Origin of the sequence: Venenivibrio stagnispumantis, from assembly GCF_900182795.1 — a bacterium.
In the GTDB taxonomy this organism is placed as follows: Bacteria; Aquificota; Aquificia; order Aquificales; family Hydrogenothermaceae; genus Venenivibrio; species Venenivibrio stagnispumantis.
Map to the genome: position 1 here is coordinate 25,106 of NZ_FXTX01000014.1, position 17,397 is coordinate 42,502.

The 17,397-nt window shown below is 28.6% G+C and carries 27 protein-coding genes and 1 pseudogene; 2 read left to right on the forward strand and 26 right to left on the reverse strand.

Annotated elements, in window-relative coordinates; all coding sequences use genetic code 11:
- Positions 1-12: 12 nt before the first annotated feature.
- From QOR43_RS06025 to pyrF, 26 genes and pseudogenes are all read right to left on the reverse strand, one after another.
- Entirely contained in the window at positions 13-582 is a 570-nt protein-coding gene (locus tag QOR43_RS06025) for an RNA methyltransferase (protein WP_265134727.1), read from the reverse strand.
- 1 nt (position 583) lies between these two features.
- On the reverse strand, positions 584-2,158 hold the full coding sequence (gene cimA / locus QOR43_RS06030) for a citramalate synthase (protein WP_265134726.1): 1,575 nt from the start codon (positions 2,156-2,158) through the stop codon (positions 584-586).
- Between the two features lie 12 nt (positions 2,159-2,170).
- Positions 2,171-2,929 (reverse strand): imidazole glycerol phosphate synthase subunit HisF, encoded by a 759-nt coding sequence (gene hisF, locus QOR43_RS06035; RefSeq protein ID WP_265134725.1) that lies wholly within the window; start codon positions 2,927-2,929, stop codon positions 2,171-2,173.
- A 34-nt stretch (positions 2,930-2,963) separates the two neighbouring features.
- Positions 2,964-3,290: a toprim domain-containing protein gene (locus QOR43_RS06040; protein ID WP_265134724.1), complete on the reverse strand. Its 327-nt coding sequence runs from the start codon at positions 3,288-3,290 to the stop codon at positions 2,964-2,966.
- Positions 3,290-3,775, reverse strand: coding sequence for a response regulator (locus QOR43_RS06045; RefSeq protein WP_265134723.1), 486 nt, complete (start codon positions 3,773-3,775; stop codon positions 3,290-3,292). Before QOR43_RS06045 ends, QOR43_RS06040 begins: the two co-directional genes overlap by 1 nt.
- Positions 3,776-3,790: 15 nt before the next feature.
- Entirely contained in the window at positions 3,791-4,624 is an 834-nt protein-coding gene (locus QOR43_RS06050) for a menaquinone biosynthesis family protein (protein ID WP_265134722.1), read from the reverse strand.
- Positions 4,625-4,707: 83 nt separating this feature from the next.
- A complete protein-coding gene (locus QOR43_RS06055; RefSeq protein ID WP_265134721.1) occupies positions 4,708-5,514 on the reverse strand; it encodes an RluA family pseudouridine synthase in 807 nt (268 codons plus the stop codon).
- A gap of 1 nt (position 5,515) precedes the next feature.
- Positions 5,516-6,022: a DUF4416 family protein gene (locus tag QOR43_RS06060; RefSeq protein ID WP_283571451.1), complete on the reverse strand. Its 507-nt coding sequence runs from the start codon at positions 6,020-6,022 to the stop codon at positions 5,516-5,518.
- Positions 6,006-6,293, reverse strand: a complete 288-nt coding sequence (locus QOR43_RS06065) for a cyclic pyranopterin monophosphate synthase MoaC (RefSeq protein WP_265134719.1) — start codon at positions 6,291-6,293, stop codon at positions 6,006-6,008. The genes QOR43_RS06060 and QOR43_RS06065 overlap by 17 nt, the downstream gene beginning before the upstream one ends.
- 15 nt (positions 6,294-6,308) lie before the next feature.
- Positions 6,309-6,929: pseudogene (locus QOR43_RS06070) on the reverse strand (carbonic anhydrase).
- Entirely contained in the window at positions 6,930-7,457 is a 528-nt protein-coding gene (gene hpt, locus QOR43_RS06075) for a hypoxanthine phosphoribosyltransferase (RefSeq protein ID WP_265134718.1), read from the reverse strand.
- Between the two features lie 29 nt (positions 7,458-7,486).
- Entirely contained in the window at positions 7,487-7,819 is a 333-nt protein-coding gene (locus QOR43_RS06080) for a HepT-like ribonuclease domain-containing protein (RefSeq protein WP_265134717.1), read from the reverse strand.
- Positions 7,816-8,109: a nucleotidyltransferase family protein gene (locus QOR43_RS06085; RefSeq protein WP_265134716.1), complete on the reverse strand. Its 294-nt coding sequence runs from the start codon at positions 8,107-8,109 to the stop codon at positions 7,816-7,818. Before QOR43_RS06085 ends, QOR43_RS06080 begins: the two co-directional genes overlap by 4 nt.
- Positions 8,097-8,516 carry a ribosomal protein S18-alanine N-acetyltransferase gene (rimI, locus tag QOR43_RS06090; protein WP_265134715.1) on the reverse strand — a complete coding sequence of 140 codons (420 nt, stop codon included), beginning with the start codon at positions 8,514-8,516 and terminating at the stop codon, positions 8,097-8,099. Before rimI ends, QOR43_RS06085 begins: the two co-directional genes overlap by 13 nt.
- 3 nt (positions 8,517-8,519) lie before the next feature.
- A complete protein-coding gene (locus QOR43_RS06095) occupies positions 8,520-8,768 on the reverse strand; it encodes a TlpA family protein disulfide reductase (RefSeq protein WP_265134714.1) in 249 nt (82 codons plus the stop codon).
- Between the two features lies 1 nt (position 8,769).
- Entirely contained in the window at positions 8,770-9,171 is a 402-nt protein-coding gene (locus QOR43_RS06100; protein WP_265134713.1) for a hypothetical protein, read from the reverse strand.
- Complete coding sequence (locus QOR43_RS06105; RefSeq protein ID WP_265134712.1) at positions 9,140-9,388, reverse strand: replication initiation protein; 249 nt, start codon at positions 9,386-9,388, stop codon at positions 9,140-9,142. Before QOR43_RS06105 ends, QOR43_RS06100 begins: the two co-directional genes overlap by 32 nt.
- Before the next feature lie 11 nt (positions 9,389-9,399).
- Positions 9,400-10,080, reverse strand: a complete 681-nt coding sequence (gene purQ / locus QOR43_RS06110) for a phosphoribosylformylglycinamidine synthase I (RefSeq protein WP_265134711.1) — start codon at positions 10,078-10,080, stop codon at positions 9,400-9,402.
- A 1-nt stretch (position 10,081) separates the two neighbouring features.
- Entirely contained in the window at positions 10,082-10,330 is a 249-nt protein-coding gene (gene purS / locus QOR43_RS06115) for a phosphoribosylformylglycinamidine synthase subunit PurS (RefSeq protein WP_265134710.1), read from the reverse strand.
- Between the two features lie 45 nt (positions 10,331-10,375).
- On the reverse strand, positions 10,376-11,329 hold the full coding sequence (gene rfaE1 / locus QOR43_RS06120) for a D-glycero-beta-D-manno-heptose-7-phosphate kinase (RefSeq protein WP_265134709.1): 954 nt from the start codon (positions 11,327-11,329) through the stop codon (positions 10,376-10,378).
- A complete protein-coding gene (gene argC, locus QOR43_RS06125; protein WP_265134708.1) occupies positions 11,326-12,342 on the reverse strand; it encodes an N-acetyl-gamma-glutamyl-phosphate reductase in 1,017 nt (338 codons plus the stop codon). The genes rfaE1 and argC overlap by 4 nt, the downstream gene beginning before the upstream one ends.
- Positions 12,343-12,350: 8 nt before the next feature.
- A complete protein-coding gene (gene rpsI, locus QOR43_RS06130; protein ID WP_345782856.1) occupies positions 12,351-12,785 on the reverse strand; it encodes a 30S ribosomal protein S9 in 435 nt (144 codons plus the stop codon).
- 12 nt (positions 12,786-12,797) lie between these two features.
- Positions 12,798-13,250 carry a 50S ribosomal protein L13 gene (gene rplM, locus QOR43_RS06135; protein WP_265134707.1) on the reverse strand — a complete coding sequence of 151 codons (453 nt, stop codon included), beginning with the start codon at positions 13,248-13,250 and terminating at the stop codon, positions 12,798-12,800.
- An 82-nt stretch (positions 13,251-13,332) separates the two neighbouring features.
- Positions 13,333-13,896, reverse strand: coding sequence for a ribosome hibernation-promoting factor, HPF/YfiA family (gene hpf / locus QOR43_RS06140; protein ID WP_265134706.1), 564 nt, complete (start codon positions 13,894-13,896; stop codon positions 13,333-13,335).
- A gap of 14 nt (positions 13,897-13,910) precedes the next feature.
- Positions 13,911-15,227, reverse strand: a complete 1,317-nt coding sequence (gene rpoN / locus QOR43_RS06145; protein ID WP_265134705.1) for an RNA polymerase factor sigma-54 — start codon at positions 15,225-15,227, stop codon at positions 13,911-13,913.
- Positions 15,224-15,910 carry an orotidine-5'-phosphate decarboxylase gene (gene pyrF, locus QOR43_RS06150; protein ID WP_265134704.1) on the reverse strand — a complete coding sequence of 229 codons (687 nt, stop codon included), beginning with the start codon at positions 15,908-15,910 and terminating at the stop codon, positions 15,224-15,226. Before pyrF ends, rpoN begins: the two co-directional genes overlap by 4 nt.
- A 129-nt stretch (positions 15,911-16,039) precedes the next feature.
- On the opposite strand from pyrF, the gene QOR43_RS06155 reads away from it, so the two are divergent.
- Both QOR43_RS06155 and dapF read left to right on the forward strand, forming a co-directional pair.
- Positions 16,040-16,393 carry a HigA family addiction module antitoxin gene (locus QOR43_RS06155; protein ID WP_265134703.1) on the forward strand — a complete coding sequence of 118 codons (354 nt, stop codon included), beginning with the start codon at positions 16,040-16,042 and terminating at the stop codon, positions 16,391-16,393.
- Between the two features lie 21 nt (positions 16,394-16,414).
- Positions 16,415-17,269, forward strand: coding sequence for a diaminopimelate epimerase (gene dapF, locus QOR43_RS06160; protein WP_265134702.1), 855 nt, complete (start codon positions 16,415-16,417; stop codon positions 17,267-17,269).
- The last annotated feature ends 128 nt before the right edge of the window (positions 17,270-17,397 follow it).

Here is a 17,397-nt window from a genome sequence, read left to right on the forward strand (position 1 = left end):
TATCTAACCCCTTTATCTATTTGGTGAAAATAATCTATCAAGGATTATAGCTGCTGCATTTCTAACTGAAAGATGGTTATAATCACCAGCTCCAAGTATTGGTTCTAACACATAATCACAACTTTTTACAAGTTCTTCCGGCATTCCCCAACCTGTTCCAAGTAATATTAAAAATGGATTTTCTTTTTTCTCTATAATCTCTTTCATATCTTTATAAGAGATAGTATTTTCATATCTTTTTGCAGATGTTGCTATTAAAACCGGATATTTATTGAAATTCTTTTGAATATCTTCTATCACTTCTGTTAAAGATGATGATAGTTTTACTATGCTACCTGCTTGGGAGCGTTTTGGATTAAATGATGCTCCAAAACCTTCTGTCCAGTATTTTATCTGCTCCTTTATTATATATTGTTGTGCTTCAAATGGTTGAACTATATAATAAGCTCCAAGTTCATAAGTTCTTGCCGGTCTTGCTATATCGTGAAAATCAAGGGTTGTAAAAGAGGTGCATATCCATTTTTTATCTTTATTTACTGCCGGATAATGTAAAACAGATAAAAAAACATGGCTATTTTTCATTCTATACTCCGTCTTTTATCAATTTGTAAATAAGGCTATCAACTACAGCTTGCCATGAAGCTTCTATAATATTATCAGAAACTCCCACTGTTCCCCATTTTTTTTCTTTATCTCTGCTTTCTATTAAAACCCTTATTTTTGCAGCTGTTCCACCGGTTTCATTTACTATTCTAACTTTATAATCTATAAGCTCTACTTCTGCAAGAGAAGGATATTTATTTATTAATGCTTTCTTTAATGCTCTATCAAGGGCATTTACAGGACCATTTCCCAAGGATGCTGTATGTTCATAATCATTATCAATTTTTATTCTAACGGTTGCTTCAGAAATTGGAGATTTATCTGTATATCTTCTTGCAATTAAAACTCTGTAAGCATCTAAATCAAAATAATTTTTTATACCTTCTAAATGTTTTCTTATAAGTATTTCAAGGGAAGCTTCTGCCGCTTCAAAATGGTATCCTTCATTTTCAAGTCTTTTTATCTCCTGAACTATTTTTGCAATTCTTTCATCTTTTTCATCTATCTCTATTCCAAGCTCTCTGGCTTTGTATATAATATTGCTTTTTCCGGCCAAATCAGAAACAAGTATTTTTCTTTTATTTCCAACTTCTTCTGGTAATATATGTTCATAACTTCTTGGTGTTTTTAATACTGCCGAAGCGTGAACTCCACCTTTATGGGCAAATGCACTATCTCCAACATAAGGCATATTTTTTGGAACGGGCATATTAACAATATCTGCTACAAAATTAGATACTTCTTTTAATTTTTTAATATTTTCTCTTGTAACTGTTTCATATCCAAGTTTTAAAGATAAATTAGGTATAATTGAACAAAGATTTGCATTTCCACATCTTTCACCAAATCCGTTTATAGTGCCATGCACCTGAACTGCTCCATTTAAAACTGCTACTATTGAGTTCCATACTGCTGTGTCTGAATCATTATGGGCGTGAATACCAAGTTTTGATTTTATACCGGCTTCTTTTACAGCTTTAAATATATTTTCTACTTCATTTGGTAATGTTCCACCATTTGTATCGCACAGAACAAGGAAATCTGCTCCGGCTTCCTCTGCAACTTTTAAAACTTTTATTGCATACTCCGGATTTGCTTTATATCCATCAAAAAAATGCTCTGCATCAAATATAACTTCATCTGTATATTTTTTAAGATATAAGATACTGTCATAAATCATTTCTAAATTTTTTTCAAGGGTTGTTTTTAAAGCTTCTGTAACATGCAAATCCCAGCTTTTACCGAATATGGTTATAGCCGGTGTTTCGGCTTTGATTAAATCCTGAATTTGAGGGTCATTTTCTACTTTAAGAGAAGCTCTTCTTGCCATTCCAAATGCTGTTAATTTCGTATTTTTTAAATTTAATTTTTTTGCTTCTTGGAAAAATTCCATATCTTTTGGATTAGAGCTTGGCCATCCACCTTCTATATAATGAACTCCAAAATCTGCAAGCTTTTCTGCTATTCTTAATTTATCTTCAACAGAAACGGTTATACCTTCTGCCTGTGTTCCATCTCTCAATGTTGTATCGTATATTAATACCTTCTTTTCCATAGTTTATCTCCTTTATAATCTAACATTTATTTCTTTTTCTTTTAGATATAATTTTAAATCAGGTATTTCAAGCTCTCTGAAATGAAATAAAGAAGCTGCAAGACAGGCATCTGCTTTTCCTTCTGTAAATGCCTGATAAAAATGCTCTTTATTACCTGCACCACCGGAAGCTATCACAGGAATTTTTACTGCTTCACTTACTGCTTTTGTAAGTTCTATATCATAACCGGATTTTGTTCCATCTTTATCCATAGATGTAAGCAGTATTTCTCCTGCTCCGAGGGATTCTACTGCTTTTGCCCATTCTACAGCATCTAAATCTGTTTCCGTTCTTCCACCATTTATATATACTTTCCATTTATTATCTGCAACTTTTTTTGCATCTATTGCTACTATAATTGTTGATGAGCCAAATCTAAGGGCTGCACTTTCTACCAAGGAAGGCTGTTTAACAGCAGCAGTATTGATAGATACTTTATCTGCTCCATTTTCAAGTAATTTTCTAATATCTTCTAATGACCTTACACCACCACCGACCGTTAAAGGCATAAAAACAGTTTCTGCAGTATGTTTGACAACATCAAGAATAATATCCCTATCTTCTGCAGATGCCGTAATATCAAGGAATACTATTTCATCGGCACCTTGCTCTTGATATAAAGATGCTATCTCTACCGGATCTCCTGCATCAATAAGATTTAAAAAATTTACACCTTTTACAACTCTTCCTTTATTAACATCTAAACAAGGTATTATTCTTTTTGCTAACAATTACAAACCTCAATAAAGATTTAAGATAAATATTTTATGGTAGATTTTCTATCTCTTCAACATTTATCTCTTTTAAATTTTCCCTAAAACTATTATCTATTTCTACTCCTTCTTTTGATAATGCAAAGCTTAATTTTTGATAAATTTTTTCACCATGTTTATCTAAATCAGTAAGAATTATGCATTTTTTGTAATTTTCTGCTATATAATCAATGATATCATAAAATTTTTGACCTTGGATTACAAAGATATTTTTGATACTATATTTATTTAATTTTTCTTTATCTTTTTTACCTTCAACAATAATAATACTTTCTTCAGAAGCCTTTTTTAATCTTTCTTTCCAATCTTCAAAATCCATTAATCTTTTTTTCCAATTCCTAAAAGTTTCTTTATAAATTCAATAATTCTTGCAATAATTGATTTCGCTGTTTCTTTATCAATTTTTTCTTCAATTAATCTTTCCTTAACATATTCTTCACCTTTTCTCTCTTTTAATATCTCCGTAATGTAAAAGAATACTTCAAGAGGGTTGAATGGTTTTTCTATAACAGTATCTGCCCCAAGTCTCGTAAAATATTCCTTTTCTTGGTCTGTTAAAGATGAAGATAATATAATAAAAGGAATATCTTTATTTAGTTGCTTTCTTAAATATACTAAAATCTCAACAGCTGGTCTATTTCCTATTTTTCTTTCGGATACAACCGCATCAATCTCTTCATTCAGGAGAATATTTTTAGCCTCATCTATATTATGAATATTTATAATTTTAGAACCGCTAAGCTGAGCAACCTCATTTAAAACTTCTGCAGTTGCAGAATCTTCATCCAATACCAATATTTTCATAGCACTCACCCCTATTTATACAAATTCTATTTTTGGTAAATTCTCAATTAATCCTTTTTCGTATGCTTCTTTTAAAAATATCTCTATGGCTTTTTTCCCTCTTTCTCCGTAATCTACCGTTAAATCATTTACATACATTCCTATAAATTTATCTGCCTTTTCTTTATTCATACCTCTTGCAAATTTTAATGCATAATCTACTGCTTCTTCCCTATGAGTTAATGAATATTTTATACTTTCTTTTAATATTTCGGAAATTTCTTTCATAACTTTTTCACCAAGATCTTTTCTTATAACATTGCCACCAAGCGGTAATGGTAATCCATCAGTTTTTTCATACCACCATTTTCCAAGGTCTATAACTTCTTTTAAACCTTCATCTTTATAAGTTAATTGTCCTTCGTGTATAATTAGCCCTGCATCTACTTTTCCTTCTTTTACTGCATCTATAATTTTATCAAAAGGCATTACTTCATAATTAAAATCTTTTGTCCCTAAGAATAAAGACAATGCGAGAAAGGCAGAAGTCAATAAACCGGGAACCGCTATCTTTTTATTTATTAAATCTTCCGGTTTTATATCTTCTTTTGATACAACGATAGGACCATAATTATCCCCCATACTTGCACCACTTGATAATAAAGCATATTTATCTGCTACCAATGGAAATGCATGGATTGATATTGCAGAAACTTCATAACGTCCTTTTAATGCTTCTTTATTTAATGTTTCTATATCTGAAAGAACATCTATAAATTCATAACCTTTGGTATCTATCTTTTTTGTATTAATAGCATAAAACATAAATGCATCATCAGAATCCGGACTATGGGCTATATGTATTTTCATCTCTTCTCCTTATAAAAATATATAATTTTTACAGATTTATTATAAATTCTTTTAAGGGTGATTTCAATAAAGATTGAAATTAATTAAATTTTCTTTAATAGGTACTCAAAATCGTGAGGTATAGGTGCAGTTATGGATATTTTTTTATCAGTGTATGGATGGGTAAATAATAATTTAAATGCGTGAAGCATCTGTCTTTTTATATTTTTAATTAGATTGTTTTCAACTTTTTTTACTCCATAAATTTTATCTCCAACTATTGGATGTCTTATTGAGGCAAGATGTTTTCTTATTTGGTGTTTTCTTCCGGTTTCTATATTTATTTCAAAATAAGAAAATCCATTTCCTTTTTTTATTAATTTAACATGGGAAACTGCTTCTTTTCCATCTATTGGCTCTCTTATTGTTATATTGCTGAATGTTGCCTCATTATGGGATATTGCTAAATAAATTTTAGTAATATCTTTTTTTTGCCATAACTCTTTAAATCTTTCATAAATTCCAAAATTTTTTGCAAAAAGTAAAATTCCGGAACTTTCTTTATCTAATCTATGGATAGCTTTTATATTTTTATTATTTTTTTGATTTCTAAGTATATCTTCAATAGAGTTTTTTTCATTTTCAGAAATTATATTAGCCGGTTTATTTACTGCAATTATATAGTTATCTTCATATAATATACCTACTTTTACAGGCAAATTTGTTTGAGTTTCTATAATCTCAACAATATCGCCATATTTTAATGTATGTGTAGCTATCCATACTCTTTTATTGTTTACAAAAACATTTCTTGAATCTATTATCTCTTTTGCTTTATTTTTTGATATTTTCAATTTTTCTGCAACAAAATCTTTTAATGTTATTTCTTTATCTGCTCTTAATTTTTTCAAATTAACTCCTTTTTGATAGATAAATTTTTCTTACTTCATTGAAAAAATCAATATTTTCTTTATAATCAAGATATGTCCATAATAGAGGATGAAAACTGCCATGATGATAAAGAAGCTCTATTTCTGCAAATACACCTTCTCCAAGATATATTCGGCTTCCTTTATCTTTTGAGCTTGCAACTACTACCTGAAACATATCAAGATATATAGGGTCTATATTTACTGTTCTGTTTGAGTTTATCCTGTATTTATCTTCAAGTTTCATACTATATTTTTTTAGTTCAATTAATTTATCCTTTTCTATTAGGTTATCAATAGCTACAAATTTTTTATGAAGTCCTTCCCCCATTTCTTTTTCATAATATTTGTAATAATCTTTTATGCCTATATATTTTTCAAAAATAATATCTCCCCAATCTCTTTTTATCTCTTCTTCTGCTTTTTTGAGATATTCTTCATCTTTATACATTAATGCGAATAATAATAAAGCTTTAATGTTTCTTTTCACCTCTTGCAAAAGATTTAACATATATACCATCTTCTTCAAGTTTTACTTCTACATAAGCTTGGTCTATTAAGATAGGATGACAAAATGGAAGTATTTCCGGAGTTTTCTTTGCTCCTAGAATTCCTGCCATTTCAGTAGCAGTGATAACATCTCCTTTTGGAATTTGCTTATTTTTTATCACATCTATGGTTTCTTTTGAAAGATATATCTTTCCTTCTGCCTGAGCTGTTCTTATTGTTTCAAATTTTAAAGAAACATCTGCCATTTTCATCCTTATCACTCCTTTTTATACAATTAATTTAAATTCACCGGTTTCTTTATCATAATTATAAATTTCTCCGGTTTCTATTATATAATACCAACCATAAATTTTTAATTTTCCTTCTATATATCTATCTCTTATAAAAGGGTAAGTTAATAAATTTTTTATCTGCTCTATTATATTTAATTGTTCTGTAATCATTTATAATTTATATGGATTATCTTTACAAATTTGCAAAGCTTTTTCTTTTGCCGGATTTATCAATTCTATCCATTTTTTTACATGAGGAATATTTTTAAGCTCTTCCTCTGTTTTATAAACAGAAGCACAACCTCCACAATTTGAATGTCCACATATTACAATATTTTCAACATTTAACACTAAAACTGCATACTCTATTGCAGATGTAGTTGCAACATAATCATTTGTATCTCTATATGGAGGAACCAAGTTAGCAATATTTCTTACGGTAAATAATTCACCGGGTAATGTTTTTGTTATAAGATTTGGTATAATACGGGAATCAGCACATCCTATAAATAAAGTATGTGGATTTTGTTTATCTTTTAACTTTTGAAAAATCTCTTTATGTGTTTCATAATCTTCATTTTTAAATCTATAAATTCCTTCAAATATTTTATCCATCTACACCACCATATATATATCTTTTAATGTTCTTCCTTCTTCTGCCCAATCTAATCCATATCCTACAACAAATTTATCCGGTATAACAAAACCGGTATAATCAGCCTCATAATCTACTTCTCTTCTTTCTTTTTTATCAAGCAATACTGCCGTTTTTAATTTCCTTGGATTTCTAAGTGATAATGCTTCTACCAAAGCTTTAAGTGTTCTTCCCGTATCTATAATATCATCTATTAAAAGCACATTTCTATCTTTTATATCTTCTGACATCTCTTTTATAAATATCACTTCTCCAAAACTTTCCATTTCTGTTTTATAAGAAGAAACTTGCATAAAATCTATATAAACTTTACCTTTTAGCTCCCTTACCAAATCCGAAAAAAAGATAAAAGCTCCTTTTAAAATACAAACTGCTAAAATCTCTTCTCCTTCAAAATCCTGATTAATTTTTTCTGCTATCTCTTTAACTTTTTCTTTTATCTGAGCTTCCGGAATCAATAACTCTAAATTTCTGCCTCTTATCTGCATCTTATAACTCCTATGTAATTAAATTTAAATTAGAAACATATTTTTTCCAACTCTTTTTTTAGGAAAGGTATATCCTCATTAACTGTCAACCAGATAATTTCGTAATCTACTCCAAAATAGTCATGTATTAATTTATCTCTCATTCCTGCTATCTCTTTCCATGGAATATTTTTATTTTTCTCTTTTATTTCTTCCGGTAGCTTTTTAACTGCTTCTCCAATAATTTCTAAACTTCGTATAAAAGCTCTTCTTAAATCTTCATTTTTCTCAAATTCTGAAAAACTTAAATTTTTGCTTCTATTTATTAGATAAGTGCACTCTTCCAATATATCGTTTATATAATCTTGATAGTATTTTTTCATAATGAAATTGCCTCTTTTAGAACTTGTTTTTTTATATAAGGTTTTAGTGATTTTTTCATTACTAAATCAACTTTTATTCCCAGCAGGTCTGATAGGTATTTTTCAAGTTTTATAAATTGAATTAAAGTAATTGGCTCTTTTAACTCAATTAATATATCTATATCGCTTTCTTTTGTCTGTGTCCCTCTGACATAAGAACCAAATATAGCCATACTTTTTATATGATATTTTTCTTCCAATTCTTTTTTATGCTCTTCTATGATTTTCTTTATTTTTTCTAAATTTTGCATATAATCTCCTTTTTCATCAATAGAGCATTTATATTATTCTCATAATAATCCTTTCTTATATTATAAACCTCAAATCCAAATTTTTTATATAAATTTATGGCTTTTTGATTATTTTCTGCTACCTCTAAGTATATATATTTTACATTATTGCTTTTACAAAAGTTGATGATGTAATTCATAATCTCTTTTCCTATCCCTTTTTGCTGATATTCCGGTTTAACTGATATAATAAGAATCTCTGCTGTATCAAATATTATATTTAGCTCAAATACGGCTACTATTTTATCTTTTATTTTCAATATTTTTTTGATTGCATTTTTGGAAAATTGATAATCTCTATTTAATGCTTCTTTTATTATCTGTTTTACCGGCTCTATATCTTTTTCTGTCAAATCTTCAATTATCATCTATTATTTTTTTAAACTTTCTCTTAAAAATTTTACAAGATTTTCTTCTGTAACAGCCCCATAGATTATATTTATCTTTTTACCATTTTTTACAATATAAGTAGTAGGTGTTCCAAATATTGGAAAGATTACCTGATTTTTTGGATTATTGGCATAGATTGGAAAATCTTTATCTTGAAAATTATTTTCTTTACCATCTATTGCAAATGCTATATTTATAAAATATATTAAAAATAAAAATAATCTTTTCATTTCAGACCTTATTTTGAACTCTTAAAATTTTTCCAAATAAAGATAATGAAAAAATTATATCTTTTTTAACTTTTGTTTTTCTTTTTTCTTTTGCATCTGTGAGGATAAATTCTTCTTTTTCTTCTCCGAGATATTTAAACATTCCCCATTTATTTTTTTCTCTGAATAATATAAAATCTCCTTTTGTTAAAACAACCGGTGGAACTTTGGCTATAAGTATCCATAAATTTTTGATATTTACCCAAAAACAATTTTCTTTAAAATTTTCTATATTTTCTACCAATATAAGCGGTGTTTCTATATCTTCTATGGGTTTTATCTTTCCTTTATCTTCTGTAATTTGATAAGCTTTTAGAAATATTTTTAGTATTTCAGCCGGCTTTTCTTGTTGGGATTGTTGCATTTCTACTTTGCTCTTTTAAGATATTGATAGATTGGACTACCATAAAAAATGCATGTTCTAAATTTATAAGTGCCGCTTCAAAATCTTTATCTTGAGTATTAAATCTTAGCTCTCTTACTTCTCTATATAGTTGGTCTACATTTGTGCCAAGTTGGAATGCAAGGGTAAAAACTCTTGCTATTAAATCATCTAATTTTTTTCTTTCTTTATTTGTCATTTTTTCCTCTTTTAGCTTATTATTGATTTTAATATTTTAACTCCATCTTCACTGCCAAGTAATATTTCACTTGCTCTTTCCGGATGCGGCATCAATCCGAAAACATTTTTATTTTTGTTGGTTATTCCGGCTATATTTTGCAATGAGCCATTAGGATTGCTATCTTCTGTTATATTTCCATTTTCATCACAATATCTTAATATTATCTGTCCGTTTTTCTCCATCTCTTCTAAAGTTTCTTCATCACAAAAATAATTTCCATCATGATGGGCAATAGGTATCTGTAATATTTCTCCTTTTTTTGTTAATTTTGTAAATGGTGTATCATTATTTTCAACTTTTAGATACTGTTTTTTACAGATAAATCTGCCGTGATTGTTAGGTAGTAATGCCCCCGGTAATAAATGGCTTTCTGTTAATATCTGAAATCCGTTGCATATTCCTATTACTAATTTTCCTTTTTCTGCAAATTCTTTTATAGCATTTGTAAGAGGTGTATGTGAAGCTATTGCTCCCGGTCTTAAATAATCTCCGAAAGAAAATCCCCCCGGAATTACTACACAATCAAATTTAGATAAATCAGTTTCTCTATAATCTACAAACTGGGCATCTTTTTTTAATATCTGGGTAATAACATAATACATATCATAATCACAATTAGAACCGGGATATACAGCTATTGCAAATCTCAACTTACCTTACCTCTACAACTTCTATTTCATAATCTTCTATCAAATCATTAACAAGGGCTTTTTTTGCCATCTCTTTTGCTTCTTCTAAGGCTTTATCTTTTTCTTTATCTTCAATATATACTTCTATATATTTTCCTACTTTTACATCCTTTACATCATTAAATCCAAGGGATTTTAAACTTTCTGCAACAGCTCTACCTTGAGGGTCTAAAACTCCTTTTCTTGGTTTGATGAAAAACTTTATAAGCATTTTTCTTCTCCTTCCAAAATCTTAAAAATATTATAACATTATAGTTTAACTGAAAAGAGAGGTTAATATATCTTCTGTAACTGTTGCCGTTCCTATTTCTCCTACAACATAACCGGCAGCATAATTTGCAATTATTGCACTTTCTTCCCAACTTGCTCCGATTGATTTAGCCATTGATAGGACAGATATTACTGTATCTCCTGCTCCGGTCACATCATAAACTTTTTTAGCTTTTGCAGGAATTTTTATTACTTTATCTTTTTCAAAAAGAGCCATACCTTCACTACTTAAAGTTATAAGAACTCTTTGAAGATTTAGATTTTCCATTATTTTTTTTGCTACATTTTCTAAACTTTCTTCTTTGTCTGCTTTAACAAGTTCATAGGCTTCTTTTCTATTTGGTGTTAATATTGTTGTATTTTTATAAAGCATAAAGTTAGAAGGTTTTGGGTCTACAAATATCATCTTTCCGGAAGATACTAATAAATCCATAATATTTTGGGTAATTACACCTTTTCCGTAATCAGATACAATAATACTATCTACCTTATCTAAAACATTTTTTATATTTTTTATTATCTCTTCTTCTATTTCCTTAGAAAGTTTAGCTTTATTTTCTCTGTCTATTCTAAGTAATTGCTGGCTTACTGCTATAATTCTTGTTTTTTCTATTGTTGGTCTTTCTTTATCTTCTACAAGGGCATATTTTATATTTTTTTCTTCAAGCAGATTTTTTAATATTTTTGCATTTTCATCTTTGCCGACAACACCAATTAAAATAGCTTCTGCATTTAATGATGCTATATTATTGGCAACATTAGAAGCTCCGCCAAGATTATAATTTTCTTTAATTACTTCAACAACCGGAACAGGTGCTTCCGGAGAAATTCTTTCCACATTTCCCCAAAGATATTTATCTAAAATAATATCTCCTATCACAAGGATTTTTGCTTTTTTCAGATTAGATATTATCTCAAGGGCTCTTTCTTTTTGTATCATGGCCAGATAGAATAATTAATTAATCCTTCTGTTTCATCTATATTAAGGATTATATTCATATTTTGGATTGCTTGGGAAGATGCACCTTTACCAAGATTATCTATTGCTGATATAATTGTGATTAATCCGGTTTTTTTATCTTCCGTTATGTAAATATCACAAAAATTTGTTCCTGCAACTTCTTTAATTCTTGGCGGTTTATCGCTTATTCTTATAAATGGTTCATTTTTATATTTTTCTTTAAATATTTGAATAATTTCATCTTTTGAAAGATTTATTTTTATATTTATTGTTGATAGCATTCCTCTTGATACTGGAATAATATGAGGAATAAATCTTATATTAATATTTTTCTTTGATAAATCTGACAAAATAAACTCAATTTCCGGTGTATGTCTATGCTTTTCAACAGAATAAGCATAAGCATTTGAAAATGCTTCCGGATATAAAAAATCTTCTTTTAAATGTCTTCCTGCTCCGGATATTCCTGATAATGAATTGATAATTATTATATCTTCTATTTTATCTACAACCGGATACAAAGCAAGGATTATAGATGTTGGATAACAACCTGGATTTGCAATAATAGTAGCTTTTTTTATATCTTCTCTATAAATTTCCGGCAGTCCATAAACTGCCTCATTAAGCAAATCATCATAAGGATGTTCAAAATTATAATAATCCAGATATACTGATTTATCTTTTATTCTGTAAGCAGCAGATAAATCTATTACTATTTTGCCTTTATCTTTTAAAGATTTTGTAATATGCAAAGATGCGTCATGAGGAAGACATAAAAAATATATATCGGATTTTTCTAAATCTATATCTTCTGTAAAAATTAAATCTTGGTATTTAGATTTATATAAGAAGGGAAAGACATCTTTTAATGCCTTTCCTTTATATTGTCTTGATGTTATCTGATTTACATTAACATATCTGTGATTTGATAATATTCTTAATAATTCTATGCCTGTATATCCGGAAGCTCCGATAACAGCAACATTTTTCATAATAAATATTAACGTTTAGACCATCTGTATTTCGCTCTTGCACCCATTTGAGCGTATTTTTTACGTTCTTTAACTCTTGCATCTCTTGTCATTAATCCTGCAGATTTTAGAGGAGTTCTAAATGCAGGATTATAAGCTTCAAGGGCTTTCGCTATTCCATACATAACCGCCTCTGCTTGAGCCGGTTTTCCACTGCCTTCTACTGTTGCATATACATCAAATTTTCCAAGAGTTTCAGTTACTACAAAAGGTTGATTTATTTTTTCAATAAGAATATCTCTTTCAAAATAATCTTTTGCATTCCATTCTTTACCTGATGAAGATTTAACAAATATTCTTCCTTCTCCAGGTAATATCCATACTCTTGCAACTGCTTCTTTTCTTCTACCGGTTCCGTATTTTGCTACCTTAGGGTCTATTTTGATTGCTTTTTCTGTAGCCAAAGTTTAACCTCCTTATATAGCTTTCCATAATTTAGCTAAATCTTCAAGTGGCTTCGGATTTTGTGCTTGATGAGGATGTTCCGAGCCAGTATATATCTTTAATCTTTTCATAAATCTTTTTTGCAATTTATTCTTAGGAAGCATTCTTTCAACAGCCAATGCTAACACTTCTTCTGGCTTGTTTTGGAGCATCCATTCAAGAGTTCTTACTTTCAATCCACCTGGTCTATTTGTATGGAATTTATATTCTTTATCTGTTAATTTTTTTCCGGTTACAGTTATTTTATCTGCGTTTAAAACGATAACAAAATCTCCACAATCTACATCTTTTTGGAATACAGGTTTATGTTTTCCTCTTAAAACATTTGCTATTAGAGATGCCAATCTTCCAAGGTTTTTTCCGGTTGCATCAATTACATACCAATCTCTCTTAACATCTTCTTTGCGAAGATAGAATGTTTTCATCTTCTTTCACTCCTTTCAGATTTTATTTACAACAAATTAAGCAAAACAGTATTATACATTAAAAATATAAAAAAATCAATTATTAAACATTTGAAGCAATTAAGCCATAATTTCCGGCTTTCTTTCTGTAAATAACATTAATTTCCCCTGTTTCTGCATTTCTAAATGGCAAGAAAAATGTTCCCATTTCTTCAAGAAGCAATCTTGCATCTTCCACAGTCATAGGTTTTTCAACCGGTAAAGGCTCTAAGGTTATTAATGGTCTTTCTATGGATGGTGTTTCTGCAGTATGTTCTTTTAATGATTCAAGCTTAGCTGCTCTTCTTTTTTCTTCTACCCTTCTGCTTTTTAATCTAATTAATTGTCTTTCTACTTCATCCATAGCAAAATCTATTGCAGAATACAAATCATTACTTTCTTCCCATGCGTGGATAACACCACCACCGGGTGTATTAAAATAGATATCTATATCTACTCTATTTCTATGTCTGTGTTTTTCAAAATCATACACTACCCTAACTCTAACAGAATCTTCAGATACATCTAAATCTTTGATGTATCTTTTAATTCTTTCAAGCCTATGTTCTGTGTAAGCTTTGATAAAATCTGTTACATCAATGTTTTTTCCAACGTGTTCAATCTGCATTTTCTTGCCTCCTTTTATGTAATAACCTTTCTTTTTCTTGAATCCGGTATATTCATTTCTTCTCTATATTTTGCAACTGTTCTTCTTGCTACTTTTATTCCTTTTTCTTGTAATATCTGGGCTATCTGTGTATCACTTAAAGGATTAGATTTATCTTCTTCTTCTATTAATTTTTGAATTAAATATTTTACACTTTCTGGTGAAATATTTCCACTTTCTGTATTTAGTTTTGTTGAGAAAAATGCTTTAAGTGGCAAAAATCCTTGTGGTGTTTGTGCATATTTAGATGAAACAATTCTGCTAATTGTTGATTCATGTAAATCCATCTCTTTTGCTACATCTTTTAATGTAAGTGGTTTTATATGTTCTTTTCCGTATTTTAAAAAATCTTTTTGATGATTAACAAGAATTTTTGCAAGTTTGTATAATTCTTCTCTTCTTTGTTGTAGCCCTTTAACTATTCCTATTGCTTGTTGTAATTTTGTATATAAAAATTGTTTTGTTTGGGGATTAATATTTTTATTATTTAAAGCTTTTTTATAAGAATTTACAAATTTTAGTTTTGGAATATTTTTTTCATTTATTACTATCTCAAATTCTTCCGGATTGCCATCTGTTGGTGTTCTTTCATATATAAATATATCCGGCTCTACATATATAGTGTTTTCAGATGAAAAATTTGATAATGGATAAGGATTAAGTAATTTAATTAATTGGATTTTTTCTTCTATTTTTTCATCTTTATATTTCTTTTTAAGATAATCAATATCTGTAATATGTTCTAAATCTTGGTTTATAATATCTTTTATTATCTGGTCTTCGCCAAATCTCTCTTCATATTGAACAATCAATGCCTCTTTTATATTAAGTGATGCTATACCGGCTGGCTCTAATCTTGTTATTCTTTTTCTTATATTTTCTACTATTTCTTCATCTACTTTAAATTTCTCTGCAATCTCTTTAATTGGGGTATCTAAAAATCCTTTTTCGTTGAGATTTCCTACTATTTCATAAGCTATCTCTTTTTCATTATCATCAAATTCTAAATCTATTTGAGAAGAGATAAAATCTAAAAAAGATGGTTGATAAGCTATTCTGTTTAAAGGATTATCTTTTTCTTCATCATCTTCATAATAATCATATTTTGGCTCATAATCAATATCATTTTTTATAATATTAATCTCTTCTTCTAAAAATGGATTTTCTTCAAGCTCATTTCTAATTAGTTCTTCTATTTCAACTTTTTGAAGGGTTAAAATTGTTATCTGTTGTTTTAAACTTAATGTAAGGGTTAATTTATTTTTTAATTTTAGTGATAATGTGTTTTTCATACCCTCATCCTGTTAATTATCTCTTCTATTATTTTATTTTTATTTTCAGCTTTTAATATAGGTCTTCCTACTACTATTATATCTGCTCCATTTTTTACTGCTTCTTCCGGTGTTGCTATTCTCTGTTGGTCATCCATTTTATTATTATCAAATCTTATACCGGGGACAACTGCTATAAAATCTTTATTTATATTTTCTTTTAAAAATCTAACTTCATGGGCAGATGAAACAACTCCATCTATTCCTATATCAATTGCTGTTTTTGCCAAGTTAAAAGCAAGCTCTTTTAAAGAATATTCTGTCTTTATATAATTTTTATATTCTTCATTATGGCTTGTTAAGATGGTTACAGCTATAACTTTTAGATTTGAGTTTTGTTTTGCTTCGTATGCTTTTTCAAGCATTTCTTTACCACCAAGAGAGTGGATAGTAAGGTAATCTATATTTAGCTCCTTAGCCGATAAAACTCCATTATATACTGTGTTTGGAATATCATGAAGTTTTAAATCTAAGAATATCTCAAATCCAAGATTTTTTATATAATCAATCAAGCCATAACCACCTTTTATAAATAAGTTGTATCCTATTTTTATAATAATATCTTTATGCTCTATCTCTTTTATTACTTTTTTTGCTTCTTCTAAATCATTAATATCAACAGCAAATGCTAATTTTTTCTCCACTTTCTCTCCTTATGCAAAATTTATGCCAAAAAAATATTTTATCCTCATTTTAAATTTAAGGCAACTTTTATTAAGCTATGATAAACTTATTATGAATTTACCTTTTAAAGATAATAAAAAGGTTTTGTGATGAATATAAAAGAATTCAAAGAAGCTTTAAAAAATAAGCAGTATATAGAAGCTGTTCCTATTGTTGAGCTTAAAAGAGAACCTACACATCCAGGAGAAATTCTTGAAGAAGAATTTATGAAGCCTTTAGGGCTTTCCCAATCAAAACTTGCTAAAGAACTTGGAGTTAGTATAAGGGCTATTAATGAGATAATAAATAAAAAAAGAGGAATAACTCCTGAAATGGCTATTAGACTTTCTCAAAGGTTTGGAACAACTGCAGAATTCTGGCTTGGATTACAAATAGATTATGATTTATGGAAAGCATACAATAAACCAAGTAGAAAATTTAAAAATAAATCTGTTAATTATTGATATTTATAGCAGGAGGTTTGTATGGAAAAATATTTTTTTGTAAAATCACACGGGCTTGGGAATGATTATATAGTTATGGATGGAGAAAAAATAGATTTTGAGATTACTCCGGATTTTATAAAAAAAATATGTGATGTTCATTATGGTGTAGGTTCAGACGGATTACTTTTAAGATATTCTTCAAAAGTTGCTGATGCTAAGATAAGAATATTTAATCCTGATGGTTCAGAAGCAGAAAAAAGCGGAAATGGACTTAGAATATTTGCTAAATTTTTATATGATTATGGATATGTAAAAAAAGATAGATTTTATATAGAAACAAAAACAGATATAGTAGAAGCATTTATAGAAAAATCTGAAAATAATAAAGCAAAAATAATAACCATAGATATGGGAAAAGCTAATTTTAAATCAAAAGAAATTCCGGTTAATATTGATAAAGAAGAATGCCTTGGAGAAAAGGTTATTTTTAAGGATAAAGAGTTTGAAATAAATTGCGTATCTGTAGGAAATCCCCATTGTGTAATTATAAGAGAGAATTTAGATGAAAATGAGATAAAAGAATACGGAGCTATTATAGAAAATGCACCAATTTTCCCAAACAGAATAAATGTCCAATTTGCAAAACCAATAGATAGAAATAATGTCAAGATTTTAATGTGGGAAAGAGGAGCAGGTTTTACATACGCTTCCGGAAGTTCTTCCTGTGCGGTTGCTTCTGTCTTGTATAAAAAAGGTTTAATAAATAAAGATGTAAATATTCACATGCCCGGTGGAACTTTAAAAATATCAATATCAGAAGATTGGAAAATAAAAATGACCGGAGAAGTTAAAGAAATATGCACCGGATATTTAAGTGATGAATTTTTTTATTAAAAATTTTATAAGTTTGTTTGAATATGTTTAGTAATACCAAAACCATTATAAAATTACCCCAATAAAGCATTTTTAATATAAGGGAAAAATGTAAGATTTTTTAACTTTTCCATAGAAAATGTGTTCAA